At 42.9% G+C, this 25514-nt stretch carries 25 protein-coding genes; 11 read left to right on the plus strand and 14 right to left on the minus strand.

Going from position 1 to position 25514, the window contains the following annotated elements; all coding sequences use genetic code 11:
* Positions 1 to 56 precede the first annotated feature (56 nt).
* The 6 genes from clpA to rpiA form a co-directional block, all read right to left on the minus strand.
* Complete coding sequence (gene clpA / locus H0S56_RS07900) at positions 57 to 2333, minus strand: ATP-dependent Clp protease ATP-binding subunit ClpA (protein WP_005246535.1); 2277 nt, start codon at positions 2331 to 2333, stop codon at positions 57 to 59.
* A gap of 9 nt (positions 2334 to 2342) precedes the next feature.
* Positions 2343 to 2756, minus strand: coding sequence for an ATP-dependent Clp protease adapter ClpS (gene clpS / locus H0S56_RS07905; RefSeq protein ID WP_195724790.1), 414 nt, complete (start codon positions 2754 to 2756; stop codon positions 2343 to 2345).
* Positions 2757 to 2774: 18 nt separating this feature from the next.
* The gene (locus tag H0S56_RS07910; RefSeq protein ID WP_004279781.1) at positions 2775 to 3524 is read right to left on the minus strand and encodes a DUF6776 family protein; all 750 of its coding nucleotides are present in this window, start codon (positions 3522 to 3524) and stop codon (positions 2775 to 2777) included.
* A 77-nt stretch (positions 3525 to 3601) separates the two neighbouring features.
* Complete coding sequence (argC, locus tag H0S56_RS07915) at positions 3602 to 4657, minus strand: N-acetyl-gamma-glutamyl-phosphate reductase (protein WP_195726068.1); 1056 nt, start codon at positions 4655 to 4657, stop codon at positions 3602 to 3604.
* A gap of 183 nt (positions 4658 to 4840) precedes the next feature.
* Entirely contained in the window at positions 4841 to 5521 is a 681-nt protein-coding gene (locus H0S56_RS07920; protein WP_195724791.1) for a M48 family metallopeptidase, read from the minus strand.
* 138 nt (positions 5522 to 5659) lie between these two features.
* Positions 5660 to 6331 (minus strand): ribose-5-phosphate isomerase RpiA, encoded by a 672-nt coding sequence (rpiA, locus tag H0S56_RS07925; RefSeq protein WP_004279784.1) that lies wholly within the window; start codon positions 6329 to 6331, stop codon positions 5660 to 5662.
* A 104-nt stretch (positions 6332 to 6435) separates the two neighbouring features.
* Here rpiA and ilvA point away from each other — a divergent pair, with 104 nt between their 5' ends.
* The 3 genes from ilvA to H0S56_RS07940 all read left to right on the plus strand — a co-directional run bounded on the left by ilvA (position 6436) and on the right by H0S56_RS07940 (position 10133).
* On the plus strand, positions 6436 to 7974 hold the full coding sequence (gene ilvA / locus H0S56_RS07930; RefSeq protein WP_004646781.1) for a threonine ammonia-lyase, biosynthetic: 1539 nt from the start codon (positions 6436 to 6438) through the stop codon (positions 7972 to 7974).
* A 165-nt stretch (positions 7975 to 8139) separates the two neighbouring features.
* Positions 8140 to 8796, plus strand: a complete 657-nt coding sequence (locus H0S56_RS07935; RefSeq protein ID WP_004646780.1) for a potassium channel family protein — start codon at positions 8140 to 8142, stop codon at positions 8794 to 8796.
* The gene (locus H0S56_RS07940) at positions 8793 to 10133 is read left to right on the plus strand and encodes a TrkH family potassium uptake protein (RefSeq protein ID WP_195724792.1); all 1341 of its coding nucleotides are present in this window, start codon (positions 8793 to 8795) and stop codon (positions 10131 to 10133) included. Before H0S56_RS07935 ends, H0S56_RS07940 begins: the two co-directional genes overlap by 4 nt.
* Before the next feature lie 69 nt (positions 10134 to 10202).
* Here the strand turns inward: H0S56_RS07940 and H0S56_RS07945 are convergent, their stop codons facing one another.
* The 3 genes from H0S56_RS07945 to H0S56_RS07955 all read right to left on the minus strand — a co-directional run bounded on the left by H0S56_RS07945 (position 10203) and on the right by H0S56_RS07955 (position 14921).
* The gene (locus tag H0S56_RS07945; protein WP_195724793.1) at positions 10203 to 11342 is read right to left on the minus strand and encodes a phospholipase A; all 1140 of its coding nucleotides are present in this window, start codon (positions 11340 to 11342) and stop codon (positions 10203 to 10205) included.
* 21 nt (positions 11343 to 11363) lie between these two features.
* Positions 11364 to 14303 carry an insulinase family protein gene (locus H0S56_RS07950; protein WP_195724794.1) on the minus strand — a complete coding sequence of 980 codons (2940 nt, stop codon included), beginning with the start codon at positions 14301 to 14303 and terminating at the stop codon, positions 11364 to 11366.
* Positions 14304 to 14468: 165 nt separating this feature from the next.
* Positions 14469 to 14921, minus strand: coding sequence for a GNAT family N-acetyltransferase (locus tag H0S56_RS07955; protein ID WP_180087298.1), 453 nt, complete (start codon positions 14919 to 14921; stop codon positions 14469 to 14471).
* A 276-nt stretch (positions 14922 to 15197) separates the two neighbouring features.
* Between H0S56_RS07955 and H0S56_RS07960 the strand changes: the two genes are divergently transcribed.
* The 3 genes from H0S56_RS07960 to H0S56_RS07970 are packed head-to-tail and all read left to right on the plus strand — an operon-like array spanning position 15198 to position 17159.
* Positions 15198 to 16202 carry an adenosine kinase gene (locus tag H0S56_RS07960; protein ID WP_195724795.1) on the plus strand — a complete coding sequence of 335 codons (1005 nt, stop codon included), beginning with the start codon at positions 15198 to 15200 and terminating at the stop codon, positions 16200 to 16202.
* Between the two features lie 14 nt (positions 16203 to 16216).
* The gene (locus tag H0S56_RS07965; protein WP_004279797.1) at positions 16217 to 16525 is read left to right on the plus strand and encodes a Rieske (2Fe-2S) protein; all 309 of its coding nucleotides are present in this window, start codon (positions 16217 to 16219) and stop codon (positions 16523 to 16525) included.
* A gap of 19 nt (positions 16526 to 16544) precedes the next feature.
* Positions 16545 to 17159, plus strand: a complete 615-nt coding sequence (locus H0S56_RS07970; RefSeq protein ID WP_004279798.1) for an OB-fold-containig protein — start codon at positions 16545 to 16547, stop codon at positions 17157 to 17159.
* Between the two features lie 65 nt (positions 17160 to 17224).
* Here the strand turns inward: H0S56_RS07970 and H0S56_RS07975 are convergent, their stop codons facing one another.
* Both H0S56_RS07975 and H0S56_RS07980 read right to left on the minus strand, forming a co-directional pair.
* Positions 17225 to 17896 (minus strand): YidB family protein, encoded by a 672-nt coding sequence (locus H0S56_RS07975; protein WP_005246557.1) that lies wholly within the window; start codon positions 17894 to 17896, stop codon positions 17225 to 17227.
* 105 nt (positions 17897 to 18001) lie between these two features.
* The gene (locus H0S56_RS07980; RefSeq protein ID WP_004279801.1) at positions 18002 to 18472 is read right to left on the minus strand and encodes a DUF6231 family protein; all 471 of its coding nucleotides are present in this window, start codon (positions 18470 to 18472) and stop codon (positions 18002 to 18004) included.
* A 34-nt stretch (positions 18473 to 18506) separates the two neighbouring features.
* Between H0S56_RS07980 and H0S56_RS07985 the strand changes: the two genes are divergently transcribed.
* Positions 18507 to 19376, plus strand: a complete 870-nt coding sequence (locus H0S56_RS07985) for a DUF2797 domain-containing protein (protein ID WP_004279803.1) — start codon at positions 18507 to 18509, stop codon at positions 19374 to 19376.
* A gap of 60 nt (positions 19377 to 19436) precedes the next feature.
* Here H0S56_RS07985 and H0S56_RS07990 read toward each other — a convergent pair whose 3' ends face one another.
* From H0S56_RS07990 to H0S56_RS08000, 3 genes are all read right to left on the minus strand, one after another.
* Complete coding sequence (locus H0S56_RS07990; protein ID WP_195724796.1) at positions 19437 to 21302, minus strand: SurA N-terminal domain-containing protein; 1866 nt, start codon at positions 21300 to 21302, stop codon at positions 19437 to 19439.
* Between the two features lie 130 nt (positions 21303 to 21432).
* Positions 21433 to 21705, minus strand: a complete 273-nt coding sequence (locus H0S56_RS07995; protein WP_004279807.1) for an HU family DNA-binding protein — start codon at positions 21703 to 21705, stop codon at positions 21433 to 21435.
* Positions 21706 to 21867: 162 nt separating this feature from the next.
* Positions 21868 to 22341: a phasin family protein gene (locus tag H0S56_RS08000; RefSeq protein ID WP_114540741.1), complete on the minus strand. Its 474-nt coding sequence runs from the start codon at positions 22339 to 22341 to the stop codon at positions 21868 to 21870.
* A 203-nt stretch (positions 22342 to 22544) separates the two neighbouring features.
* Here H0S56_RS08000 and H0S56_RS08005 point away from each other — a divergent pair, with 203 nt between their 5' ends.
* The 4 genes from H0S56_RS08005 to iscU all read left to right on the plus strand — a co-directional run bounded on the left by H0S56_RS08005 (position 22545) and on the right by iscU (position 25491).
* On the plus strand, positions 22545 to 23195 hold the full coding sequence (locus H0S56_RS08005; RefSeq protein ID WP_004279809.1) for a hypothetical protein: 651 nt from the start codon (positions 22545 to 22547) through the stop codon (positions 23193 to 23195).
* Positions 23196 to 23307: 112 nt separating this feature from the next.
* Positions 23308 to 23781, plus strand: a complete 474-nt coding sequence (locus H0S56_RS08010) for an Rrf2 family transcriptional regulator (protein WP_004279811.1) — start codon at positions 23308 to 23310, stop codon at positions 23779 to 23781.
* 1 nt (position 23782) lies between these two features.
* Entirely contained in the window at positions 23783 to 25000 is a 1218-nt protein-coding gene (locus tag H0S56_RS08015) for an IscS subfamily cysteine desulfurase (RefSeq protein WP_004279813.1), read from the plus strand.
* Positions 25001 to 25104: 104 nt separating this feature from the next.
* Positions 25105 to 25491, plus strand: a complete 387-nt coding sequence (gene iscU / locus H0S56_RS08020) for a Fe-S cluster assembly scaffold IscU (RefSeq protein ID WP_004279815.1) — start codon at positions 25105 to 25107, stop codon at positions 25489 to 25491.
* Positions 25492 to 25514 lie beyond the last annotated feature (23 nt).

The following is a 25514-nucleotide window of genomic DNA, read 5'->3' on the forward strand; positions in this document are numbered from 1 at the left end:
AAAATATGAGTGCATGAAAAAACCCGTGCAAGCACGGGTTTGATCCTTCTTTTTAATTAGGCTGGTTCAGCAGTCTGATCTTCAAAAACCTCAAGTTTTAAGCCAACCGCTTTACCATTTTCTTTTTTCACCGATACTGCAACATTGCCGCCATTTTCAGCCAGTTCACCAAACAGGATCATCTCAGCCAGCGGTTTTTTCAGGTGTTCCTGAATCAGACGTTGCATTGGACGTGCGCCCATTAAACGGTCATAGCCATGTTCTGACATCCATTCACGTGCACTTTGATCCACTTCCAGCATGACTTTTTTGTCATCCAGTTGTGCTTGAAGTTCAGTCAGGAATTTATCCACGACATTTTCAATAATGCTGCTTGGCAATGCCTTGAACTGAATCACGCCGTCGAGGCGGTTACGGAATTCTGGTGAGAAGGCTTTCTTCATCGCTTCCTGATTATCGTTACTATTATCCTGTTCCATAAAACCAATGCTGACACGAGAAATACTTTCCGCACCAATATTGGTGGTGAGTACCAAGACCACGTTACGGAAATCAGATTTACGCCCGTTGTTATCAGTCAATGAACCATGATCCATAATCTGCAATAACAGGTTAAACACATCTGGATGCGCTTTTTCGATCTCATCGAGCAACAGTACACAATGCGGATTTTTATGAATCGCATCGGTCAATAACCCACCCTGATCAAAACCGACATAGCCCGGAGGTGCACCGATTAAACGTGACACTGCATGACGTTCCATGTATTCCGACATATCAAAACGAACCAGTTCCACACCCATCTGTTTCGCGAGCTGCTTGGTCACTTCGGTTTTACCAACACCTGTAGGACCCGCAAAGACAAAACTACCTACAGGCTTATCTGGAGACTTCAAACCGGCACGTGACAGTTTAATTGCAGAAGCCAAGGCCTCAATCGCTTCATCCTGACCAAAGACCACACGTTTTAAATCACGCTCAAGATTTTCCAGCACACTCTTGTCATCTTTAGAGACAGTTTTCGGAGGAATACGCGCAATTTTAGAAACGATGTCTTCAATATTTTCTACGGTGATTAAACTGTCATCTTGTTCTGCTTTGAGACGGCGCTGAGCACCGGCTTCATCAATGACATCAATCGCCTTATCTGGCAAGAAACGGTCGTTGATAAATTTCGCAGAAAGTTCTACCGCAGACACTAAGGCTTGATCTTCATATTCCACATGATGGAAATCTTCAAACTTCGATTTCAGACCACGTAGGATATCAATAGTTTCAGAAATAGATGGCTCATTCACATCAATTTTCTGGAAACGACGCGATAAAGCATGATCTTTCTCAAAGACCTGACGATATTCCTGGAATGTGGTTGAGCCAATGCAACGTAAAGAACCATTTGCCAACGCCGGTTTGATCAGATTCGATGCATCCATGGTACTGCCCATACTCGAGCCTGCACCAATAATCATGTGAATTTCATCAATAAACAGCACTGCTTCAGGTTTCTTTTTCAGCGCATTTAAAAGCTGTTTCAAGCGTTTTTCAAAATCACCACGGTATTTGGTTCCTGCTACCAAAGCACCAATGTCCAGACTGAAAATTTCAGCATTTTCCAGTGGTTTTGGCGCTTTACCATTGACGATTAACCAAGCAAGACCTTCAGCAATCGAGGTTTTACCAACTCCCGGATCACCGACAAGGAGTGGATTGTTTTTACGACGGCGGCAAAGGATTTGCGCGGCACGCTCGATTTCTTTTTCACGACCAATCAGTGGATCGGTCTTGCCTTTTTGTGCTTCAACATTCAGGTTAGTGGTATAAAGTTCAAGTGGACCTGAACTTGCTGAAGATGCTGATTCGCCATCTAGGTCTTCGATTTCTTCTTCAGACTGTACATCTTCTTTACGGGTACCATGAGACAGGTACTGAGTCAGGGTCAGACGGTTAATTTGATGACGTTTCAGCAGATAGACTGCAAATGAGTCACGCTCAGAATACATGGCAACCAGAATATCGGCACCTTCTACAGTACGATCACCACCGCTTGACTGCACGTGAAAAATCGCGCGTTGCAAGATCCGGTCGAAGCTTTCTGTCGGGTGTGGTGCCTGATCACTATTTTCACCAAGTTTAGGGGTATGTTGTTCTACGTACTCTTCTAATTCCTTACGCAACACGATGATGTCGGCACCACATGCTTTGAGAGCATTTACGGCAGAATCATTGTCGAGCAAGGCTAACAATAAATGTTCTACGGTCAGGAACTCATGTCTCTTTTGACGAGCCATGCTGACAGCCAAACGTAGTGATACTTCTAATTGACGACTGAGCATGTAACCCCCTTAATCTTTAGGCTCTATTTGGCAAAGTAACGGATGACCTTGTGATCGAGCATAATTATTGACTTGGTTCGCTTTGGTCTCCGCAATGTCTCGAGGATAGACCCCAGCTACACCCTTTCCTTCATAATGTACAGTTAGCATTACTTGTGTAGCTTGGTCAAGATTCATTGCAAAGTATTGTTGTAAAATTTCAATTACAAACTCCATCGGCGTATAGTCGTCATTTAATAAAACAACGGCATACAACGGTGGACGTTTCAGTTCTGGCGGTGCAGTCTGTATAGCTAAGTCAGAATCACCGTCTTCAGAGGGTTCATTTGCTAAACGTGGGCTGATATGCCAATCAACGATTCCAGACTCATTAAAAGAATTTTTAATATCACTTAAACACATTTGACGTTTATTGCTTGGCATAAGATTTATATTTCACACTTAATTTGCATTTGCTTCGGTTTTCGGAATTTCTGACAAGGTGGCAGACTGATTTTCTACTGCTTTGCCCTGTTCCCAACTAAAACGACGAATCACAGGTTTGGCACCAGTAAGACGCACTTCAATAAATTCTGGCTTAAAGCCCTTAGGCATGGTCCAGCGGCCAGTGAGTCGCTCATAATTTTCGAAATTAAAGTTTTTATCTTCCAGTGGCACCACCAGAATTTCAGTCCCTTTAATCAGGCGCAATTCCACACTACCTGAAGCACGGCTTTTGCCTGGACTGACCTGCACCAGATCAATCTGATATTCAAAGGCATTTTCCGGCAAAGGTTTAATCGACAGGTTTTGAACCGCCAATGCTAGACCACCACGCTGACGCAAAATCTCGCGATAAATGGTTCCCACACTTTCGGCCTGCACCTGTTCATCACGTGCCTTGGTCATGGCCAGATACAGATCATTGGCATTACTGACCGCCAGATCACGCTCCTGAACCGCAGTATTCAGCGTCTTGTTCAGTGTTTCCAGACTGGCTTTTTGAGTCTGTACCACATCGACCAGTTGCTCTGCATCCGCATCATAACCCGCCGCAGTCAAACCCTGACGATGTCCTACGGTATATCCGAGTACGCCACTGCTTAAGATCAATACAGCCGCACCAATGGCTAAGGGCGTATTGCCTTTCATGAATGGTTTCTTAGTACCGGGTTCCTGAGGAAGCGTCGTATTTGACTCGTTATTCGGCATTTTGATCTCTTGTTTGCTTTAATCAAGACACACATTTAAATGCAAATCTAAATGTGTGTGAAGTTCTAATACGTTTTTTATGGTAATAAACCAATATTATTTAAGCCAGCGTCTTCAGCAAAACCAAACATCAGGTTCATGTTTTGCACAGCCTGACCTGCTGCGCCTTTTACCAGATTGTCTTGTACAACCAGGATCACCAGTTTCGTTGGCTGTGGCTTATACAAGGCAATACGTAACTGATTCGCTCCACGCACTGAACGCGTTTCTGGTGAACTGCCTGCCGGCATGACATCGACAAATGCTTCATTGGCATAGAACTGCTCATATAGCGCTTGTAAATCTGCGGTTTGCCCTGCTTCAGTTAAATCGATATAGATGGTCGACAACATACCACGGATCATTGGCACCAAATGCGGTACAAATAAAATATGATCAAACACATTTTTTTGACCTGAAATATTTTCCAGTGCTTCGACAATTTCAGGATGATGGCGATGACCCGCTACACCATAGGCCTTAAAGTTATCAGCATTTTCAGAATAAATCATGCCCAGACTGGCTTTACGTCCTGCACCTGATACACCCGACTTGGCATCAATAATAATACTTTCAGGTTTCACCAATGCTTCAGCAGATTTTAAGACTGGCGCCAGACCCAGCTGAACTGTGGTTGGATAACACCCCGGATTCCCGATCACATTGGCTTTTTTAATGTCTTCACGATTCAATTCAGATAAACCGTAAACAGAATCTTTTAACAGTTCTGGACATGCATGTTGCATGCCATACCATTTTTCAAACTGTGCAAGATCTTGTAAACGAAAATCGGCAGCTAGGTCGATCACTTTGGTATTTGCAGCGACCAGCTCTTCGGCATGTTTCATTGCGACACCATGCGGTGTTGCAAAGAACACCACATCGCATGATTTTAATAAATCCAGACTTAAATCGGAAAATTTAAGATCGGTATGCCCGCGCAAGCTCGGGAACATGTCATCTACACGACGGCCTGCTTCAGTACGTGATGTCAGTGCTGTTACATTTACATCTGGATGTCGTAGCAAAAGACGCAAAAGTTCAACGCCTGTATAACCCGTACCACCCACAATACCCACTGAAATCACGATGATTACCTCAAATAAATGTTTCCTTTATACAGCCTAGTATGACAGGAAGTTGAGGTTTTCTAAACCATTTCACTGGGGTTTGCTGGTTTTTTAATTGATCAGCAGGATAAGTCCGATTTAGAGGATAAAATGCCTGGATTGCTTAGGCTATTTTAATAGAGTTGTATTGACCTATTAATTATGCTTTTAGGCTCCCCACCAATATGGCAACGGCGTATTTTTCAGCGCTTTACGATGCTGCTGGAAATGCTGATCATGCTTGGCAACTTCTGCCCAAAAGCGTGGGCTATGATCAAAATGCTTTGTATGTACAAGTTCATGGACAGTGACATAACGCGTGACTTGTTCAGGGAATAATACTAGCGCACTATTCAGCATAATGTCATGTTTGGCCGAACAACTGCCCCACCGGGTTTTAGGTTGTCGAATACTGCAGTTTTTAAAAGGCAAATGACATTGCTGTGAGACAAGATTTAAATATGAAGGAAGCTGTTCTTTTGCGTAGGCAATCACGAAAGTTTTTAAATATTCTTCAGGATGTCGGTCACTGATGCAAAGCTGTAAATTTTTATGATCAAAAATGAAGTTGTTCTTCTGGCTTTGATAAGAAATTTGTACAGGTTCTTTTAGATTAAATAACCGCAGCTCAATCGGTAACGTCCGGTCAATATTTTCGATTTTTTCTTGCTGGGATTGCCAGGTTTTAATCAGCCAGCTTTCAGATTGTTCAATAAAATGCCGTATCTGTTTTTTGCTGCAAAAAACCGGGGCTGTGAGGCGAATCTGGGTCGCATCGACACGCAAACGTAACCGGGTTGAACGGACATTTCGGGTGATTTGGATTTCGGGTAGATCGGATAAGGTCATTATAGTTTTTTTAATCTCCCTAACCCCCTCTTTTTCAAAGAGGGGCTTTTAAAAGTCTCCCTTCTTGCACTTGTTTTAAAGCAGTGCTTCAAAACTTCGCTCAGGGAGATTTAGAGGGATTTTTTCTAGAAAGTTTAATTAAACCGCTGTACGCTCTTCAATTCCGTTATCAGTCGCGACAATGGCGATATCTGCTTTGTTGATCGCAAAGATACCGTTACATACCACGCCCGGAATATCGTTTAAGGTTTTTTCCAGTTCAAGTGCATTTAGAATATTCAGGTTGTACACATCTAAAATCACATTACCGTTGTCAGTGACCACACCTTCACGGTACGCAGGATCGCCACCTAAAGATACGATTTTACGCGCGACTGCAGAACGCGCCATTGGAATCACTTCTACAGGAAGCGGGAACTCACGCCCTAATTGTCCAACCCATTTAGAATCATCCACGATACACACAAATTTTTTCGCAATAGAGGCAACAATCTTTTCACGTGTCAGCGCTGCACCGCCACCTTTGATCATATGCATATGACGATCAATTTCATCTGCACCATCAACATAAGCATCCAGACCACTGACAGAGTTCATATCTACCACTTCAATGCCGAGTTTTTTCAAGCGTTGTGCAGTTGCTTCTGAACTGGCTACCGCAGCTTCCAATTGCAGCTCAGGCAATAAGTCAATTAAAAAGTTTACAGTACTGCCTGTACCTACGCCTAAAATGCCCCCTTTTGGCAAGTGTTTTAAAGCGGCTTTGGCTGCTGCTTGTTTTTTCTCATCTTGGGTTGCATATAGACTCATGGCTTCACTCAACTATTTTGGACTTTTGCAGCTTTTTTAAACCGCAAAGCCGTGTGGTTTGTTACAATAAGCCCCTATTTTAAACTGTTAGATGGAAAATTAACATGCTGTCTCGTTTGGTTCGACAAATTTTACAAGCAACGGTCTACGATGTTGCAATCGAAACTCCACTCGAAGCAGCGCCACGAATTAGCGAACGACTCAATAATAATATCCGCTTTAAACGTGAAGATTTACAACCGGTTTTTTCATTCAAGCTACGCGGTGCCTATAACCGTATTAGTCAATTACCGAAATCACAAATGGAACGTGGCGTTATTACTGCTTCAGCGGGTAACCATGCACAGGGCGTGGCACTCTCAGGGAAAAAGCTGGGTATTCGCGCGATTATTGTGATGCCTAAAACCACACCTGATATCAAGGTACAGGCGGTTAAGCGTCTTGGTGGCGAAGTGGTTTTGCATGGTGATTCATTTGATGTCGCCAACAAGTATGCGATTCAACGTGCCCAGGAAGATGGCATGACCTTCATTCCGCCTTATGATGATGAACTGGTGATTGCTGGCCAAGGTACGATTGCTAATGAAATCCTGCGTCAATGGCGCGATGTGGATTACGTGTTTGTCGCAGTTGGCGGTGGTGGCCTGATCGCAGGTGTTGCAGCGTATTTAGGTGATGTCGCACCCCACGTTAAAGTCATTCCAGTGGAATACGACGAATCTGCCTGTTTAAAAGCTGCTTTAGAAGCAAATGAACGTGTGATTCTCCCATCTGTGGGCTTGTTTGCTGATGGTACAGCGGTAGCCCAAATTGGTGAAAAACCATTTGATGTGATTCGTCTGCAAAAATCGGACAATTCTGGCCCAATCGTGGAACCGAATGTGGTGCTGGTGAATACGGATGAAGTCTGTGCAGCGATTAAAGACACTTATGACGAATGCCGTAGCATTGTAGAACCATCTGGTGCAATGGCTCTGGCAGGTATTAAAAAATACGTGGCTGAACATGGCATCGAAGGGAAGAACATGGTGTCGATTGTCTGCGGCGCCAACATGAACTTCGACCGTTTACGTTATATCGCTGAACGTACCGAACTGGGTGAACGCAAAGAAGCGATTTTTGCCGTGACCATTCCGGAACAGAAAGGTTCATTCCTGAGTTTCTGCCGTGCATTACAAGGCCGTAATATTACTGAATTTAACTACCGTGCCAGCGATGCTTCTGCTGCGCAAGTCTTTGTCGGCATCAGTCTGAAAAATGGCGAGAAAGAACGTCAGGAAATTTATGAAACCTTAAAGTTCCAGTATGACGTTGACGATCTGTCTGATGACGAAGTGGCCAAACTGCATATCCGTTACCTGATCGGTGGTCATGCCGATATTGAAAATGAGCGCCTGTTCCGCGTGGAATTCCCGGAGCGTCCTGGCGCTTTACTGATGTTCCTGGAACGTCTTGGCCCAACCCATAATATCACCCTGTTCCACTACCGGAACCACGGCGCTGCTGAAGGACGTGTTCTGGTGGGTCTTGAAGCAACCGATGCACAACAGAATCCGGATGGCTTGATCGAAACTCTCGAAACCATTACCTATCCATATCAGGAAATTACCAATAATCTGGGTTATCAACGTTTCTTGAAGTAATTCTTTCAAACATAAACCGCCTTTCGAGGCGGTTTTTTTATGTCCGGCTGAATGAAAATGTATGAAGTATTTATGTAAGGCCAGATAGCTGAAAACTATAAAAATCTTTAAGATACATACTTAGACATGAACTGATTTGAAATAAAAAGATTTAAGGAAATATGCATGGCATTATTTGCAGTCATTGGGCTGGGCAGCTTCGGTGCAACAGTGGCGACTCAACTGATCAGCCTGAAACATGATGTGATTGGAATCGATCTCGATAAAAAATATGTGGAAAATATTTCCGATCAGCTCACCCATGCGGTCATTGCCGATGCAACCGATGAGCATGTCCTGGATGAACTGGATATCCAGCGCTGTGAAGCGGTCGTAGTCGCAATTGGTGAAGATATTGAAGCCAGCATTCTGTGTGTACTGCATCTGAAAAATATGGGTGTAAAGAAAATTTGGGCCAAAGCCAAATCCAAAGCCCACCATATGATTTTGACCCATCTGAACGTCGAAAAAATTATTCACCCAGAAGAAGATATGGGCGTCCGTGTGGCACAATCACTCAGCTACCCGATGGTTAGCCGTTATATGTCACTTGAAGATGATCACTATATTGTCAAGATCGAGATTCATGCAGATCATCATGGTACACCGTTGAATCAGTTGATGAAGCATATACCTGAAATTACCACCTTATTACATAAACGCGGATCTACGCTGCAATACCACGTAGATGCCAATCAGATTCTTCAAGAAGGCGACATTTTACTGGTTGAAGGATTGCTGGAACCTTTGCGCCGTCTTGCTAAATATTTTAAACATTTATGAAAAGTTCTGATTTAAAGCAACACAGGACGATTAACCTCAGTCCTCCGAGCTTACTGGCTTTGGGTTTTCTCGGATTAATTCTGATTGGCTCATTACTTCTGATGCTGCCTATCGCCCATCATGGAGAAATCAGCTGGCTGGAGGCGATATTTACAGCAACTTCTGCTGTGACCATTACCGGGCTATCGGTGGTAAATGTCGGTGATGCCTATACCGTATTCGGCCAAATCGTGATTATGTTTTTGTTGCAATGCGGTGGCTTGGGTTTTATGACCTTTGCCATTCTGGCAGTGATGAGTCTGGCACCGCAACTGGGGCTAAAACAACAAGTCATGGCACAGGAATCGATCGGACAAACCAGTCTGAAGAAAGTCAGTTTTACCATTAAAGCCGTGTTTTTATATTCCCTGTTTTTTGAAGCGATCGGCACGCTGATTCTGACCTTGTCCTGGCTCAAAGAATATTCGTTCAGTGATGCACTATTTTATGCAGCTTTTTATAGCGTCTCTGCTTTTAATAATGGTGGATTTTCACTATTTCCAAATAGCTTGATGAGCTTTTCAGGACAGTATCTGATTACCTTTACCATCAGTATGCTGTATATCATTGGCGGTATCGGTTTTCTGGTGCTAATGGATGTTAAAGAACATAAGCGCTGGCGTAAGTTGAGTACCAACAGCAAGCTAATCCTCTCAACGATTCTAGGTCTGAACCTCAGTGCTTTTATCGTACTTTGGCTATTAGAGGCTTCCAATCCACAGACCTTAGGTCTCATGAGTTTGGGCGATCAGGCCGTGAATGCCTGGTTCCATGCCACGGTTCCCCGCTCTTCGGGTTTTAATAGCTTGCCGATGGAACAAATGAGTGATGCATCCACTTTAGTTACCATATTTCTAATGTTTATTGGTGGAGGTTCCTTAAGTACGGCGGGCGGCATTAAAGTCGGTACCTTTATTATTGTCGTGATCAGCGTAATCAGTTTTTTAAGACGCGAAGATGAAATCCGGCTGTTTAATCACTCTATTCCTGAAAAAACCACCTTTAAAGCATTGGCCGTTTTGTGTATTACTGCAGCGCTGATCATGATGGGTTTTATGAGCTTATTAATCCTGGAACCTGAGCAGGATTTTCTGGATCTGTTGTTTGAAGCTGTGTCTGCGGCCTGCACCGTTGGCTTGTCCCGAGGTGTCACTGAAGAGCTACAACCGGCCAGTTTGATCATTCTGATGTTGTTAATGTTCGCAGGGCGTCTAGGGCCACTCACACTTGCTTATTTTATTGCGACTCCGAAAAAGAGTCGTCTCAAACATCCGCCTGCAGAAATCCAGATTGGCTAATCCACCTATAAAAAACCATGCCGCAGCATGGTTTTTTATTTTCATTCCAAGATGTTTAAAGTTGGAATCCTAGAACCAGTTCATCAAGGAAACACCTAAACCGACATAAGTGGCACGGTGATTATAATCAATCAGACTTTCTCCGTAGCCATCAAAAAGCTGGAATTGACCACGCAAACGCCCACTAATCGGGAATGACCAGTCGAACTGCACGGCTCCACGGTTTTCATCTCCACCTTTTAAGGTATGTCGCAGCATCAATGAAAAATCATGCTCCTTATAACGATAAAATGCGGTCATGTCTCCACGGCCAATGTAGTTTTTGATTTCGGGATTGTTATCGTCTTCTCGCTTCTCTTCAAAGCGATACCAAGGACGAACCATCAGGGCAAAATTGTCTTTTTCAAAACCAAGATTCAGCATCACCCGATTCCAGCTACGTGATAACGGATCAGAACGGCCATTGGACTGATGATTGATGGTCAATCCCAACATACGCCAGTTAAGACCTAAAAGATCATAGTTAGTCCGAAAAACCAAGCTGGCTTCGGGTTCATAGTTGGTTTCACGAAACGGACGTGATTCTTCCGAGTTATACACCTGCCAGCGCGAAGACTGAGTATAACCAAGCCAGAGATCACCATTATCGCCCAAGATATTTTCAACTGCCTTGGTCTTTAAAGACAACTGGAACTTAGCTTCAGTTGAGGTGAGATTCTGTTTCTCTGTCTCTATATTGTTGGGGTTTTCACTCTCGGGTAATTCATTCTTGTTTGATGTCCAGAAACCTGGCATCAAATACACCGGCTGATAAGAACGGATGTTCCAAGTGCCTAATTTACTTTCCGGAGAGAGTTCCCAGCGGCTATCCAGCAAAGACAGATTCGGCGTCAGCTTTGATCCTTCAGAAGCATAAATATTGGAAACAGTTTGACCAATTTTCGCTTTTAAATTATCGGGTTCAGGCGCAATTTCTGCTGCTGCACGACGTTCAGAAACGATTGCAGGCTTCTCAGTGACCGGAATTTTAAATAAAGCATCATAGCAAGCCAGACGCTCTGCACTACTTTCCAGTGCGGCACAGGCTTCGGCCGTTGCCGGCATGGGGCTGTTAACTACTGTTTCTTCCGCATTCACTTGCGTCCCAACTGCACAGCCCAGCAATACGCTCAGCTGCAGAGTTGAGCGCTTAAACGAATTAAGCGCCATCCCTTATCCTCTTTTTTTTATTTATAGAACTTGTTGAATTACAAAACCAAGCTGCTCCAGCATTTCACGTTTTACCACTGGTGCTACAACTGCTTTCGTCGCCTGCTGCTCGACCAGATAAGTCTGTGCAACACGCTGCAAATCATCCAGTGTGACATTCAATAAACGTTCGCGTAATTTTTTACGGAACGCCGGTGTGCGTTGATGCAGATAGGCATAACATGCAGTGATCGCTTCACCCGCCGGTGAACCCGGTTTGTCCATGCTGGCGATCAGACCCAGAATGGCTTCTTCCAGCTGATGTGGCTGTTGTGGTGCATTGAGTAACCACTGAATACTGGCATCAAAATCCTGGAAAGTTTCTGCCAGACGTGGGTCACGATAGCTGTAGAAACGGAATGAACAGGCATTACCGTCATAACTCGCACCACCACCATAGGCACCACCTTTTTCACGGATGGCGCTGTGCAGAAAACCATTACGCAAATAACCTGCCAGTACCATCAATGCAGCAGCATCAGGATGTGAGACTTCAACTGCCGGATAAGCAGCCGCACAGAACTGGACATTGGCTTGAATTAACCAGGCTTCGTGCTGATCATGGGTTACTTTTTCGACTTGAGTCAGTGCAACCGGTGCAGAATCAACCGCCAGTTTGTCCCAGACATTCTGAATTTCTTCGATCAAGCTATCAGATTGTGGCTCTTCACAGACTAACAGGAACTGCTTCGGCGCTTGCAACAATACCCGATGAATTCGTTTTAACTCGTCAATCAGCAGGTCATATTCAGCCGGATCTTTTTCGATCTTAGACACCAGTTCGATCAGCCAGTTTAATGCGCCAAGACCGGTATTGTGATAATCACGCAATGCTAATGCACTATGCTGACGTGAAGCCGTTTGCATTGCATAGCTATGTCCAGAACCAGAAATACGTGACTGCCAGCGCGTTTTACGCTGTTGTAACAGTTCAACAATACGGTCTTTCTCATCAAAACGAAGCTGTTCAAAACCGATCTTTAACAGACGGATTGCATCCAGATGATTCACCAAAGATTTGGTGGTCAACGTCAACCACGCAGTAATCTTGTTTTTGTCATCGACTTTAGAACGCAAAGACGCGCCCATACCCAGACCGCCGCTTACCGCTGTTTGCAGTTGCTGGAACTCAAGATAATCATACTCACCCGCCCCGACTTCGCCCATCAAGATCGACAGCAGGTTAAAGTAAGGCGACTGCACCACTTCATCCGGAATATTAACCAGAACCTGTTGGTAATAAATACCATTGGTGCCAGCATGATACAGGTTCAACGGCGTATCAACACGGTTACAGATAATCTCGCGTAACTGGCCTTGAACAATCTGCAATTCCGCAGGGACATCTTCCAGACCCACTTTCGGCAACAAGTTCAAGTCATCCGGTGTGTCCTGACGCACATTTAATGCTTCAGTCTGGGCAATAATTTCAGCTTTTTGTTCTTCAGTCAGATTCTTGCCAATTTCAGCCAGACGTGCTTTTTCATCCGCTGCTTCTTTGGCAGATTTGGTCGCATCCGGAACCAGCGTCAGTTGGACACGATGTGGATTATCCAGCAGATGCTCTTTGATCAGATTGGATAACCACATCGGATCTTGCAGTTCTTCTTTCACTGCGGCAATCGCAGAATCCACATCCCAGACTTCGACCGGATCACGATGATGAATCGCGCTACCCAGACCGCTCAGAATCAAGCTCAAACCATACGGCGTACCATCGCCATTGATTTCACGCTGATGCAATTCAATTTGATGCAGGATCGCATCGACCATGCTCTGATCAACTGGTTTAGAGGCAACATCTTCCAGAACCTTAAACACACCATTTTTAAATTCTTCTGCATGTTCAGGATTTGAACCCTGTACCGCGCAGTAGAAAGTCATTTCAAAATTAGAATCATCCACGCCCATGAATGGACCTGTTGCATCTGCATAACCACAAGTTTCCAGATAATGACGCAGTGGCGATGCTGAATCTTCTAATAAGATACCTTCAACTAAACGCATGCCCAAACGCAGTTTAATGTCACTGGCTTCCGGTAATAACCATGATAGCACATGATAGGTCTTGTCCTGTAGATCTTCGGCATCGACCGCATAGCTGTCTGTAACCGTCAATGGTGCAGTCAGGCGGGTTTCAGGTGTTGGATACAGCGTCTGACCTTTTTCAAATTTAGACAATGCCAGATGTTCAAACTGCTCTTGCAATTCGAATGCGGTCTTATTGCCAAAGGTCATGAAGACTGCATTACTTGGATGATAATGTGACTTATAGAAATCAACCAACTCTTGGTAAGTCAGGTCAGGAATATCTTTAGGATCACCACCCGAATTATAGTGATAGGTCGTATTTGGGAATAAATGATGCGCCAGCGTGTGATACAACTGATCTGAAGGCGAACTCATCGCACCTTTCATTTCATTAAAGACCACGCCTTTATAGACAGGCTCGCCATTTTCCAGCTCAATGCGAATGCCTTCCTGGGCAAAATCTAGTGGATTGAGGTTCGCAGCAAATGCTGCATCCATATACACTTCAAGCAGGTTCTGGAAATCCTTGCTATTCTGCGTCGCAAATGGGTACGCAGTCCAGTCCGCCGCAGTAAAGGCATTCATGAAAGTATTCAGTGAACGGCGAATCATCAGGAAGAATGGATCACGCACCGGGAATTTTTCTGAACCACACAGCGCAGTATGTTCCAGAATATGTGCTTCGCCTTTAGAATCCATCGGCTGGGTACGAAACGCCACCAGAAAGACATTTTCGTCGTGATTGGTCGCCAGATGATAATGTGTGGCGCCAGTCACTTTATGTTTATATTCAGACACGAAAATGTCTAAAGCTTCAACATGTTGTTGACGTACCAACTGAAACGCAGGATGTACAGTTTGAGAAATGGTTTCAGTGACATCTACAGTCATGCGATCTCCTAATGCTTTAATTAAAATAACTAAGCGCATTATAGCTTTAGTTATCTGAATTATTCACGTTGAAAACCGAGGATTTTGATCGAATTAAGTAAACTTGATCATTTGAAAATTAAATCATCAAATTTACTTCCTGCCTCTAGATGAGTATTTACAAGCTTAAGAAATCAGATATTTAAAATAGTTATAGCTTGGATTGTTTTCCACAAATACATAATTCTGCTTTTGATAAAAACTGGCGGCCAGTCGGGTATCTGTTTGCAGGCACAAAGCTGAATAATGCGGACGTGCCAATTGCTCCAGGTAAGCCAAAAGCTGTTTGCCTACGCCATGCTGACGATATTTCGGATGCACATAGAAACGGCGTACACGACCAATGCGGTCTTCAATGCCGTTATCTCCCAATTGCTGGTTTAAGCCGCCACAGGCAACCAATTTCTTGCCATCATGCGCCACCACCAGATATTCATTGGCGTGGCTAAAGCAGTTTTTCCCGGTGCGATATTCTTCTATTAACTTATCTACCAAATTATAGCCTTCTTTACGTGCCAGAGTTGCCAGTGTTTCGATCTGATCCGGGAGTTGTTCGGCTGTTACAATTTTAATATTCATATACGCACACTATTTGAAATTGTTGTGGAGAATGACAGTTGCCAAGCGACTTAAAGTATCATGCCAGGAGCGATATCTCTTTATAAATAAAATTTGATCCTTAAATCAATGCTGCGGCGCACCAGTGCACAAAAATAAGCCAGTTTTTAGACCAAAGATAGCTGCTGAACAAAATACAGCATTTTTGAAAAGTATTTGAAAATGATTCAGCAAACTACAGCAATCCCAAGCAATCGTGTAAACTTAGGACTTTCATTTTTAATGTGATATTTGAACATGGCAACTGTTGATCTTTTTGCGATTGGTAATGCGCTGATTGACCAAGAATTTAAAGTTTCTGATGACTTTTTAACTGCACATCACTTGCAAAAAGGCACCATGCAACTTGCAGATGGTGAGACTCAGGCCACTCTTTATCAAAATCTTCAAGCGACTCAAGTGTATAAAGGTCAGGCTTCAGGCGGCTCAGCAGCCAACACTACCGTGGCATTTTCTGCGCTCGGTGGTTCTGCATTTTATGGCTGTCGGGTCGGAAATGACGAACTCGGACACATCTACCTGCAAGGTTTGAATGATGCCGGTATTAAGACCACCACCCAATCAATCAGTGAAGGTGTGACAGGAACCTGTATGGTTCTGGTCAGCCCTGATTCTGAACGTACCATGCATACTTATCTGGGTATTACGGCCGAACTGACTGATCAACAAATTGATTTCAGCGCATTACATAGCGCGAAATGGCTATATCTCGAAGGTTATTTATCAACTTCTGACACAGCACGTCATGCCGTACAACAAGCACGTGATATTGCCCGTGCTAATGGCGTTAAAATTGCTCTAACTTTATCTGATCCTGCCATGGTGCAATATGCCCGTGCCGGTTTGGATGAAATGATTGCAGATGGTGTAGACTTGCTGTTATGTAACCAGCAAGAAGCGCTGATGTATACAGAAACAGATAATCTTGAGGCAGCCCTGCTTAAATTAAAAACAATCAGTCAGCACGTTGTCATTACATTGTCAGCTGAAGGCGCACTGATTTCGGATCATCAGAATACTTTTACTGTTCCTGGTCGCAAAGTCACTGCAGTAGATGCCAACGGTGCCGGTGACGCTTTTGCCGGGGCTTTCCTGTACGGATTGAATGCTAATTTGGGTTTACAAGCTGCGGCTGAACTGGCGATTCTGATTTCGAGCCAAGTGGTTTCACAATTTGGTCCGCGCCTGGCAGTTGAAGACTATGCGGCATTATTACAAGACTTTCAAAAGGAATGTGCTTAATGTTTAAAATTTGCATGACCGAAGACGTTCCAGAACGCGAAGCACGCTCTTTTGAGCTTCCCGATGGAGATAATATCTTTATCACCCAACGTGATGGTGCCTTCTATGCCTATCAAAACCTGTGTCCGCATTTGCAGGTCGAGCTGGAATTTCTGGAAAACCAGTTTCTGGATCGTGATCAGGAATTTATTGAGTGCTCCACGCATGGCGCCTTGTTTCTGGTAGAAAGCGGTGAATGCATTTCTGGGCCTTGCCAAGGTCAAGCACTTGAAAAAGTAGAGATTACCGTGCATTCTGATGGTGGAATTTACCTCTCAGAATAAGACTAAAACGGACTTCACCATGCCTGCATTTTTTCTAGACTATAACCTGATGCCTTTTCATCTGAGTTTATTGGCGATTATTCTGTTCGGTGTGGTGAAAACCATTGGTTTTTATTTTGGACTCAGACCCAGCAAGTTTCTGCAAAAAATTTCACCTTATGACTTTCAGCAGATGGATCTACTAAACGTCAAATTTTCCAAAACTTTGATTGTGTTTTTCTTCCTGATGAATTTTAGCTTTGCTGGCTATGTTTTACAGTTCCTGATCTATTCTCAGGAATTTAAATTTCTGCCTGCTTATTACCTGATTATTCCGGCTTTAATCATTGCGACTTTTTTTACTATTTTTATGATTCACTGTCTGGATCAGGTCATTCCACCTAAATATAAAAAGAACAATGTCAATTTACTCGGCCGTTTGGCGACGATTTCCAGTGGCAATGCCCGTCCCGGTTTTTCTGCTCAAGCACGGGTGCGAGATGAGTATGGGCAACTGCATTATGTACAGGTAGAACCTGAGTTTGGTGAACTAGGTTTTCAGTCGCAGATTATCCTGATTCGCATGAGAAAATCTCATTATGTTGCTAAGAAAATTTGTAAATCTAATCAGCTGTTCAGCATGAATCTAGATTAAATTCTAAATCATTTGATAGTTATTAAAAAATCCCGACAGATATCGGGATTTTTTAATGTCTATATTTATTTTTTAAGAAGTCCTGAAACCATATTCAATACATTTTGAATATCATTATTGGCTTCCTGCTTGCTGGTTTGCTCACCTTGTGGAGTAAGCGAATCAATAATCTGCGGCAAGACCTGTGAAATCGCACTATACACATCCTGCTTCGGTGCATGGGTTTGCTGTGCAACTTCTTCAACTTCTTGCTCATCAAACAGTTTTTGCACCTGCTGCGGATCGACATTTGCATTTTCACCGGGACCGGTCGACACCCAATCATCGACCTGGCTATTAAGCCCCTGTCCTTTGAGCTTGTCTAATGCACCCTGTAAACCGCCCTGTTTTTGAATCCAGGCCAGTACTAAAGGCAGTACTGCAATCAATAAGGTTTTACCGGTAGAACCACCTAGTCCTGAACGAGGCTGGGCAGTACTTTGAGTACTACCACCACCAAACTGACTTAGTACTGAACCTAAAATTGCCCCCAGACCATTTTGTCGGTTCTGCTGACCGGTTTGATTCTGCTGGTTTTGAGGATTTTGATTTTGCTGAGGATTTGACTGGTTTAAATGCCCTAGCACAGACCCTAGGATATCTGCCAAGCCACCTTGTTGTGAGGACTTTTGCTGCGACTGCCCGCCACCCAATGCCTGCTTTGCTAATATTTCCACAATACTACTCAGGTTTGTCATGTCCTATATCCTATGTGCATCTTAATTACAGAATACGGCCTGCCCTCATATTGTCTAGGCAAGATTGTGTTAATATTTGCAATCTTGGTTAAGCAGGTTTTCGGCTTACCAGCGAAATTTATCCCAGTTTTCCGGATTAGCCCAAAATTTGGAGTTAAACCAGTCTGGCACGTGCTTATAGGTTAAAATATTAAACTGCCACAGCGCAAAATCGGCCTCATGTGTGGTCTTGTCAATCAGCTGGGTAAATCCTAAAGCTCTCAATAACTTTTCATTTTGCAGTCGGCTGATCACCACTAGCCGTTTGGCAAACAAATCACGTAATTTCACCAGAATTTGACTCATGATCTGTTCAGACAAATGTTCTGTTTCTGCAGTATCCAGCATCACCACAGCCAAGTCATAACGTTGCTGAAAAGGCAGATTTAAAAAGTCAGATACGCTAAAATAGGACCATTGAATAGCTGGCTGAAACTGGACTTGGCTCAAGTCCTGCCCAATACAAATAGCAGTATGAATTGGCTGTTCCTGTGCGAAATCGTCTAGCATTGAAGTAATGACATTCTGCTCAGCCATAACTGCATCCTTATGATTTAAGTGAGTAATTTTTATGGAACTTCAGGGCATTTGTCATAAAATGCACGTCGGCCTCAAGAACCTTAGTGTAACTGATCAACAGATACAGCGGGCAAATGTTGAATATAAATTAATTTTAGATCGTGCAGAAATTGATCTTCCGTTTAATTTAGGCCAAGAAATCGAGATTGAATGGACCAGTAATATTTACTGCGTGTCCTGTGGCAACAAAACTTCCAAATCATTTTCGCAAGGTCACTGTTTTAAATGTTTTAAAACCAATGCTTCATGTGATATGTGCATCATGAAGCCAGAGACATGCCATTATCATTTAGGCACTTGCCGCGAAGATGAGTTTGCACAGAATGTCTGCTTTCAGCCACATATTGTCTATTTGGCCAATTCTAGTGCTTTAAAGGTCGGAATTACCCGTACCAGCCAAATGCCGACTCGCTGGCTTGATCAGGGTGCGACCCAAGCCCTGCCGATTATGAAAGTTGGCTCACGTCGTCTTTCCGGAAAACTCGAATTCATGTTTAGTACTCAGGTTGCTGATAAAACTGATTGGCGCAAGCTACTCAAAGGTGAAGCAGAACCCCTCAATCTGATTGAAGTGCGTGAACAACTTTTAGAAGAATTCGCGCCTAAAATTCAAAGCATTCGTGAAGAATTTAATCAGAATCTAGAATTTAATGAAAATATTGAAGTGCTTGACGATGAGTTCGCACGAGAGTTTATTTATCCGGTAGAACAATATCCAGAAAAGATTAAATCGCATAATCTGGATAAAACTCCTGTGATTCGTGGAAAATTACAAGGCATCAAGGGTCAGTATTTAATTCTGGATACTGGCGTAATTAATATGCGCAAATATACCGGTTATGAACTGATTATTCGTGCTTAAACCATTATTTGCCTAGAAAATAAAAAACCAGCCCGCAGGCTGGTTTTTTATACAACAATTTTATTTGATTTTTGCCTGAGACTTCAGGTAACGCGTATAGTCATCAAATTCTTGCTGACCACGAAGTTGTTGATATAACTTCACCAACTCACTGCGTTGTTCTGCACTCAACACATCCACCGGATTTTTCTTCACTTCTGATACGGCAACCACAACCAGCTCATTTGGCATTTTCGCTGTAGTCACTGACCAATGGCCTGCTTTTGGTGTCGGAAGACTAAAGGCCGCACGCTGTACATCACGTTTTAGTAAACCTTCAGCACGTGTGTAAACACCAGCATCTTCAAAGATCAAATCACCTTTCGCCACTGCCGCAGCCGGTTTGGTTTTGAACTCATCCAAAGCTTTCTGAATTTTTGCTTTTGCCAAAGCAGCTGCTTTGTCTTCAATCAACTGAGCTTTAACACGCGGTTTTGCTTCTGCCAGTGTTTGTTCGCCAGCTGCATGATAATTACGCACCTTAATCCAGGCTACATCACCATTGGCCAACTGAATGCTTGATGAAGCATTACGATCACCATTTTTAACATCATCATTAAACAATTTGACTTTAAGGTTAGCATCGCTCAGCACAGGATCACGAGTCGAAAGTGTCACTCCTTGAGCTTTCTGGACTTGTACACCTTTAACTTCCTGTGTAACGACATCCAGAGAATCACTTCCTACCACCATATCATTTAGCGTATTGACCGTATCAGAAAATGCATTAGATTTTTTAGCAGCCAAGGCTTCTTCAGACAAACGTGCTTTTTGTGATTCAAAAGAAGGAACTGCAACATCTGGCGTTTGCACAGAAATAATGTGGTAACCATAATCTGTTTTCACTGGTGAAGACACCTGACCTGATTTTAAAGAACTAACCGTCTGATCAAATGCAGTACCAAATACACCTTCTTCATAAACAGCAAGCGCACCACCTTTAGACTTAGATTCAGGATCTTCAGAATATTGTGCTGCAGCTTGAGCAAAAGTGGTACCGGATTTAATTTTGGCTGCAATGTCGGTCGCCAGTTTTTTTGCTTCAGCATCACTACGGCTGTCCGCCGTAATTAAAATATGCTTCACATCTGGTTTAACTGCCTGTTTTTGTGTCGCAACAAAAGCCGTGTATGCTTCCTGAAGTTCAGCATCTGTAACCGCTAAACTCTGTACCTGAATATCGCTTGGCTTTAACACCACATAGTCGACATCCACACTGGTCGGCTGTTTGAACAGTGTTTTGTGCTTTTCATAATAGGCAGTAATGTCTGCATCCGTCACTTTGACATCTTTTTTATAGCTGTCCAGATTAATGCTGGAAATATGAATATGACGTTGTTCAGTTTGTAAATCGGCAATCTGCTGCATTTCGACTGGGCTCACTAGTGGATAATCCAGGAAAGTTGATGACAGCATTTTCAGCGCATGATCTTTACGTAAACTTTCAATCAAAGCGCGATTGGTCATGCCAATTGATTTTAGATAATTTTCATATAAAGCATTCGAGAACTTGCCATCTTGCTGAAAAGTAGGCTGCTGAGCAATCATCTGTTCAATTTGCTGGTCACTCAGACTGATCCCTAATTCTTCAGTCTGTTGCAGCAATAAAGTACGTGCAACCAGCGTCTCCATGGCTTTCTGGTCAATGAAGCTTTGATTCAGTAAAGTTTCATCCCCATTGGCATAACTGAGATATTGTTCTTTAAATGATTTGGTCAGTGACTCTAATTCTTTTTGAGATATTTCAGTCCCGTTCACTGATTTTGCCGCATCAGAGTTTCCGCTGCTAAAATATCCTTCAATACCTACAAGTGCTAACGGGGTCAAAAACAGAACGAGCAAGACTTTGCCCAACCACCCCTTAATAACTTTACGAAAAGCTTCCATAAGTATTCCAATATTTTATTTGCAAAGGATTTTAACCGAAAATACCCATTGAATGAATGTGTTAATCATCACAATTAAATTTATCAATAAAAAACGCGCCAAAGAAGGCGCGTTTCGTCGCTGGGTAAGCTTAAGCTACAGCGTCTTTTAAGCCTTTACCTGCTTTGAAGCTAGGTACTTTGCTTGCTTTGATCTCAAGAGTAGCACCAGTTTGTGGGTTACGGCCAGTACGTGCAGCGCGTTCTTTCACACCGAAAGTACCAAAACCCACTAAAGTTACTGTATCACCCGATTTTAAAGCTTCAGTAACAGAAGCAATTGTAGCATCTAAAGCTTTACCTGCGTCAGCCTTAGATAATCCCCCTTTTTCTGCAATTGCATCAATTAATTCTGATTTATTCATGAAGATTACGTCCTCTTAATATCGTTTATTTAAGGTTCAAGAATTGGTTTAACATGCCATAACGCCTTTATAGCAATGCTTTAGGTATAAACGCAATACTTAAGAACCTCTTTTTTTTCAAAAAATATGCGAAAAAAACATTGAATAATAAATAAAGTCATTTTATTTAAGTTTTTTCGACAATTCTTCTTTCATTTTTTCTTGTTCCGCAGTCAACTGATCAACCTTGGCATGCAACTGAAGAATTAAACGTTCCAAATACTGTACATCCTTCAGTGTGACTAATCCTATACGATTCAATGAGTGATGAACAGAGTTGTCGATTAATTTTTCCACTTTGTCTTTGGTATCTGTGACCGACTCTTTGGCCTTTTCTGAAACCTTCTCTACAGTTTGATCGGCAATATCTGCAGTTTTAGATTCAAGTTCTTCCCCGACCTTGACCAGCGAGTCAAACAGTTTGTTGCCTTCTTCTTCTGCACGTGAAAAAGCTCCCAGTCCAGCCAGCCAGATCTGTTTGGTGTATTTACGAAAATCAAGAACCGATTTGCGCTCCGAGGCAGATTTAGACTTGGGTTTCAGCATTTTCTCATTCGAAGCTTCAGCTGAGTCTTGTGCTGTTTTTGACTTGTCCATGTGCACGGCTCCTGTTTGTTTTCTGCGCAATTATTATAAATTCTTCTACAAAACCACTGCATAATAGCAAATTTAGTACTTGATAGATTTGATAAACTGTTCTACAAAGCAATTTATTTCAAGTCTAATTTGATTTAACCCTGAAATCTCTTCACAGGCAGGAAGCTTTTTCACTTTATATTTCAGGTAAGGATTGGTTGTATATGAGCGAATCGCAACAAAGTCAAAATCAACCGCATTTGTTGCTTACGATGACGTTAATTGTTTTAGAGACAATATTTACCTTCATTCTCAAGCATGATCATGTCGTTGCATTACAGGCCAAAAAGTTTGTAGATGAAAACATCTCGGTTAAAATCAATAGCTATATTCCGTATTTCGACTTTTATGTGCAATTCACCCCGAATGGACTGTTATTTGACCATAAAGCACCGGGGCGTATTGTCGACCTGGATGTGCGTACTACACTGCCCGATCTGATTAAAATTTTCATTTTTGGTAATCGTCGTAGCATTCGCAGCATGCGCATTGATGGTCATCAAGTTTTAAAAGATGAGTTTCGTGATCTGTTAACCGTATTGAGCTTACCAAAAGTATTGGCTGACTGGAGACACTGGCTATCTGAAGTGCCGACCAATGAAGCAGAAATTATTGCCTCTAAAAAGCGTATTGCGCCGCTTCTAAAGAAAATTGAAGAGCAGCGTTCCAAGATCAATACCCTGCAAGTGGAAGTCAAACAGTATAAAAACCGCCTGAAACGGGTTGAACGCCGTCAAAAGCGCATTAACATCATTTTTGGCTTAAGCAGCGTACTTTTGATTACGTTATTAGTGTATAATTGGCTGAGCATGTAAATCTTTCATTCTCCAAAAATTAAATCCCACTAAGGTCTACTAAAAATAACTTGACTAATTTAGTCGGGATTCATAAAATCTACACATCTAGTCTAACCATGTGTATCGAATCATGCGCCTAACCACTCGCGGTCGCTACGCTGTGACTGCTCTACTTGATCTAGCTTTGCAGCCTTCTGAAAAAACGATAACGCTCGCTGAAATTGCAGCACGTCAAACTATTTCTGTTGCTTATCTTGAGCAGTTATTTGCGAAGCTCAAGCGTCATGGTTTAGTTTCTAGTGTTCGTGGCGCAAATGGTGGTTACCATTTAGCACGTAATGCAGATGAAATTACTGTGTTAGCAATTATTGAAGCTGTAAACGAAACAGTTGATGCGACTCGCTGTGACCATAAAGGCAACTGCCAGAATGGCGCGATGTGCTTGACTCATGATTTATGGCAGGAACTCTCCCATCACATCGCCGATTATTTAGAAAAAATCTCGCTTGCTGATCTGGTTGCACGTGACAACGTCCAGACTGTGTCATTACGCCAAAAATCAGCACCTTTAGATTCAGCCCTTTTATCGGTTACAGGTATTTGACATGAAACGTCCGATTTATCTTGATTATGCAGCTACAACTCCTGTAGATCCTCAGGTTGCTGAACGTATGATGGAATGCTTAACATTCGATGGTACCTTTGGTAATGCGGCATCTCGTTCACACGCGTATGGTTGGCAAGCAGAAGAAAAAGTTGAATATGCACGTGAACAAGTTGCGAATTTAATTAAAGCTGATCCACGTGAAATCGTATGGACTTCGGGTGCGACCGAGTCAGACAACCTTGCGCTTAAAGGTGTGGCTCATTTCTATGCATCTAAAGGTAAACATATCGTTACCTCTAAAATCGAACATAAGGCAGTTTTAGATACCTGTCGTGAGCTTGAGTCTGAAGGTTTTGAAATTACCTATATTGAGCCTCAACCTCAAACGGGTTTAATTACTCCAGAAATGGTACAGGCAGCGATCCGTCCAGATACGATTCTTGTTTCCCTGATGATGGTGAACAATGAAATCGGTACTGTGACTGATGTTGCAGCGATTGGTGAAATCACTCGCGCCAACAAGATTTTCTTCCATGTAGATGCAGCTCAGGCGGCAGGTAAAGTTGAAATTGATCTTTCAACTTTAAAAGTAGACTTGATGAGTTTCTCTGCGCACAAGATCTATGGCCCTAAAGGTATTGGCGCACTGTTTGTACGTCGTAGCCCACGTGTACGCCTTAAAGCTGAAATGCATGGTGGCGGCCATGAACGTGGTATGCGTTCAGGTACCCTTGCAACTCACCAGATTGTAGGTATGGGTGAAGCGTTTGAACTTGCAGGCAAAAACCTGGAAGCTGAACAGACTCGTCTACGCGTACTTCGCGACAAATTGTGGAATGGCTTACAAGGTCTTGAACAAGTATTCCTGAACGGCCATCCAACACAAAACGTTGCGAACTATCTAAACATCAGCTTCAACTTCGTTGAAGGCGAATCATTGATGATGGCATTGAAAGATGCTGCGGTATCTTCAGGTTCGGCATGTACATCTGCAACACTTGAACCATCTTATGTACTTCGTGCATTGGGTCTTTCAGACGAACTTGCACACAGTTCGATCCGCTTCAGCTTTGGTAAATACACTACTGAAGAAGATATCGATCACGTATTGACTATCACTAAAGCTGCTGTTGAGAAGTTGCGTGAACTTTCTCCGCTTTGGGATATGTATAAGGAAGGTATCGACCTTTCTAAAGTTGAGTGGGCTGAGCACTAATTTTCATTTTGAGATAGTGACAAATCCGTTGCTATCTCATTGAGAAAAGTTTTTTTACCCCCATATTTAATACTAAGGCTGACCCCGAGGTTTGGAGAAGCAACATGGCTTATAGCGAAAAAGTAATTGATCATTACGAAAACCCTCGTAATGTTGGCGTTTTAGACAAAAATGCTGAAAACGTTGGTACTGGTATGGTTGGTGCGCCAGCATGTGGTGACGTAATGCGTTTACAGATTCAGGTAAACGACGAAGGCGTGATTGAAGAAGCACGTTTCAAAACTTATGGTTGTGGTTCTGCCATTGCATCAAGTTCACTTGTGACTGAATGGCTCAAAGGTAAAACTTTGGATCAAGCTCAAGCAATCAAGAACATTGATATTGCAACTGAACTTGCACTTCCACCAGTAAAAGTACACTGTTCTGTTCTTGCTGAAGATGCAATCAAAGCAGCTGTAGAAGACTACCGTAGCAAGAAAGTTAAAGCTTAATTGTTCCACGTTTTGAAATTTTA

It is taken from the genome of Acinetobacter lwoffii, assembly GCF_015602705.1.
Taxonomy (GTDB): Bacteria; Pseudomonadota; Gammaproteobacteria; order Pseudomonadales; family Moraxellaceae; genus Acinetobacter; species Acinetobacter lwoffii_E.

What these genes read in the sequence shown, in the direction of transcription:
- clpA (WP_005246535.1), bottom strand. Translation starts at nt 2,333, where the DNA reads ATGCTCAGTCGTCAATTAGAAGTATCACTACGTTTGGCTGTCAGCATG.
- clpS (WP_195724790.1), bottom strand. Translation starts at nt 2,756, where the DNA reads ATGCCAAGCAATAAACGTCAAATGTGTTTAAGTGATATTAAAAATTCT.
- H0S56_RS07910 (WP_004279781.1), bottom strand. Translation starts at nt 3,524, where the DNA reads ATGCCGAATAACGAGTCAAATACGACGCTTCCTCAGGAACCCGGTACT.
- H0S56_RS07920 (WP_195724791.1), bottom strand. Translation starts at nt 5,521, where the DNA reads ATGACCTTATCCGATCTACCCGAAATCCAAATCACCCGAAATGTCCGT.
- rpiA (WP_004279784.1), bottom strand. Translation starts at nt 6,331, where the DNA reads ATGAGTCTATATGCAACCCAAGATGAGAAAAAACAAGCAGCAGCCAAA.
- ilvA (WP_004646781.1), top strand. Translation starts at nt 6,436, where the DNA reads ATGCTGTCTCGTTTGGTTCGACAAATTTTACAAGCAACGGTCTACGAT.
- H0S56_RS07935 (WP_004646780.1), top strand. Translation starts at nt 8,140, where the DNA reads ATGGCATTATTTGCAGTCATTGGGCTGGGCAGCTTCGGTGCAACAGTG.
- H0S56_RS07940 (WP_195724792.1), top strand. Translation starts at nt 8,793, where the DNA reads ATGAAAAGTTCTGATTTAAAGCAACACAGGACGATTAACCTCAGTCCT.
- H0S56_RS07945 (WP_195724793.1), bottom strand. Translation starts at nt 11,342, where the DNA reads ATGGCGCTTAATTCGTTTAAGCGCTCAACTCTGCAGCTGAGCGTATTG.
- H0S56_RS07950 (WP_195724794.1), bottom strand. Translation starts at nt 14,303, where the DNA reads ATGACTGTAGATGTCACTGAAACCATTTCTCAAACTGTACATCCTGCG.
- H0S56_RS07955 (WP_180087298.1), bottom strand. Translation starts at nt 14,921, where the DNA reads ATGAATATTAAAATTGTAACAGCCGAACAACTCCCGGATCAGATCGAA.
- H0S56_RS07960 (WP_195724795.1), top strand. Translation starts at nt 15,198, where the DNA reads ATGGCAACTGTTGATCTTTTTGCGATTGGTAATGCGCTGATTGACCAA.
- H0S56_RS07965 (WP_004279797.1), top strand. Translation starts at nt 16,217, where the DNA reads ATGACCGAAGACGTTCCAGAACGCGAAGCACGCTCTTTTGAGCTTCCC.
- H0S56_RS07970 (WP_004279798.1), top strand. Translation starts at nt 16,545, where the DNA reads ATGCCTGCATTTTTTCTAGACTATAACCTGATGCCTTTTCATCTGAGT.
- H0S56_RS07975 (WP_005246557.1), bottom strand. Translation starts at nt 17,896, where the DNA reads ATGACAAACCTGAGTAGTATTGTGGAAATATTAGCAAAGCAGGCATTG.
- H0S56_RS07980 (WP_004279801.1), bottom strand. Translation starts at nt 18,472, where the DNA reads ATGGCTGAGCAGAATGTCATTACTTCAATGCTAGACGATTTCGCACAG.
- H0S56_RS07985 (WP_004279803.1), top strand. Translation starts at nt 18,507, where the DNA reads ATGGAACTTCAGGGCATTTGTCATAAAATGCACGTCGGCCTCAAGAAC.
- H0S56_RS07990 (WP_195724796.1), bottom strand. Translation starts at nt 21,302, where the DNA reads ATGGAAGCTTTTCGTAAAGTTATTAAGGGGTGGTTGGGCAAAGTCTTG.
- H0S56_RS07995 (WP_004279807.1), bottom strand. Translation starts at nt 21,705, where the DNA reads ATGAATAAATCAGAATTAATTGATGCAATTGCAGAAAAAGGGGGATTA.
- H0S56_RS08000 (WP_114540741.1), bottom strand. Translation starts at nt 22,341, where the DNA reads ATGGACAAGTCAAAAACAGCACAAGACTCAGCTGAAGCTTCGAATGAG.
- H0S56_RS08005 (WP_004279809.1), top strand. Translation starts at nt 22,545, where the DNA reads ATGAGCGAATCGCAACAAAGTCAAAATCAACCGCATTTGTTGCTTACG.
- H0S56_RS08010 (WP_004279811.1), top strand. Translation starts at nt 23,308, where the DNA reads ATGCGCCTAACCACTCGCGGTCGCTACGCTGTGACTGCTCTACTTGAT.
- H0S56_RS08015 (WP_004279813.1), top strand. Translation starts at nt 23,783, where the DNA reads ATGAAACGTCCGATTTATCTTGATTATGCAGCTACAACTCCTGTAGAT.
- iscU (WP_004279815.1), top strand. Translation starts at nt 25,105, where the DNA reads ATGGCTTATAGCGAAAAAGTAATTGATCATTACGAAAACCCTCGTAAT.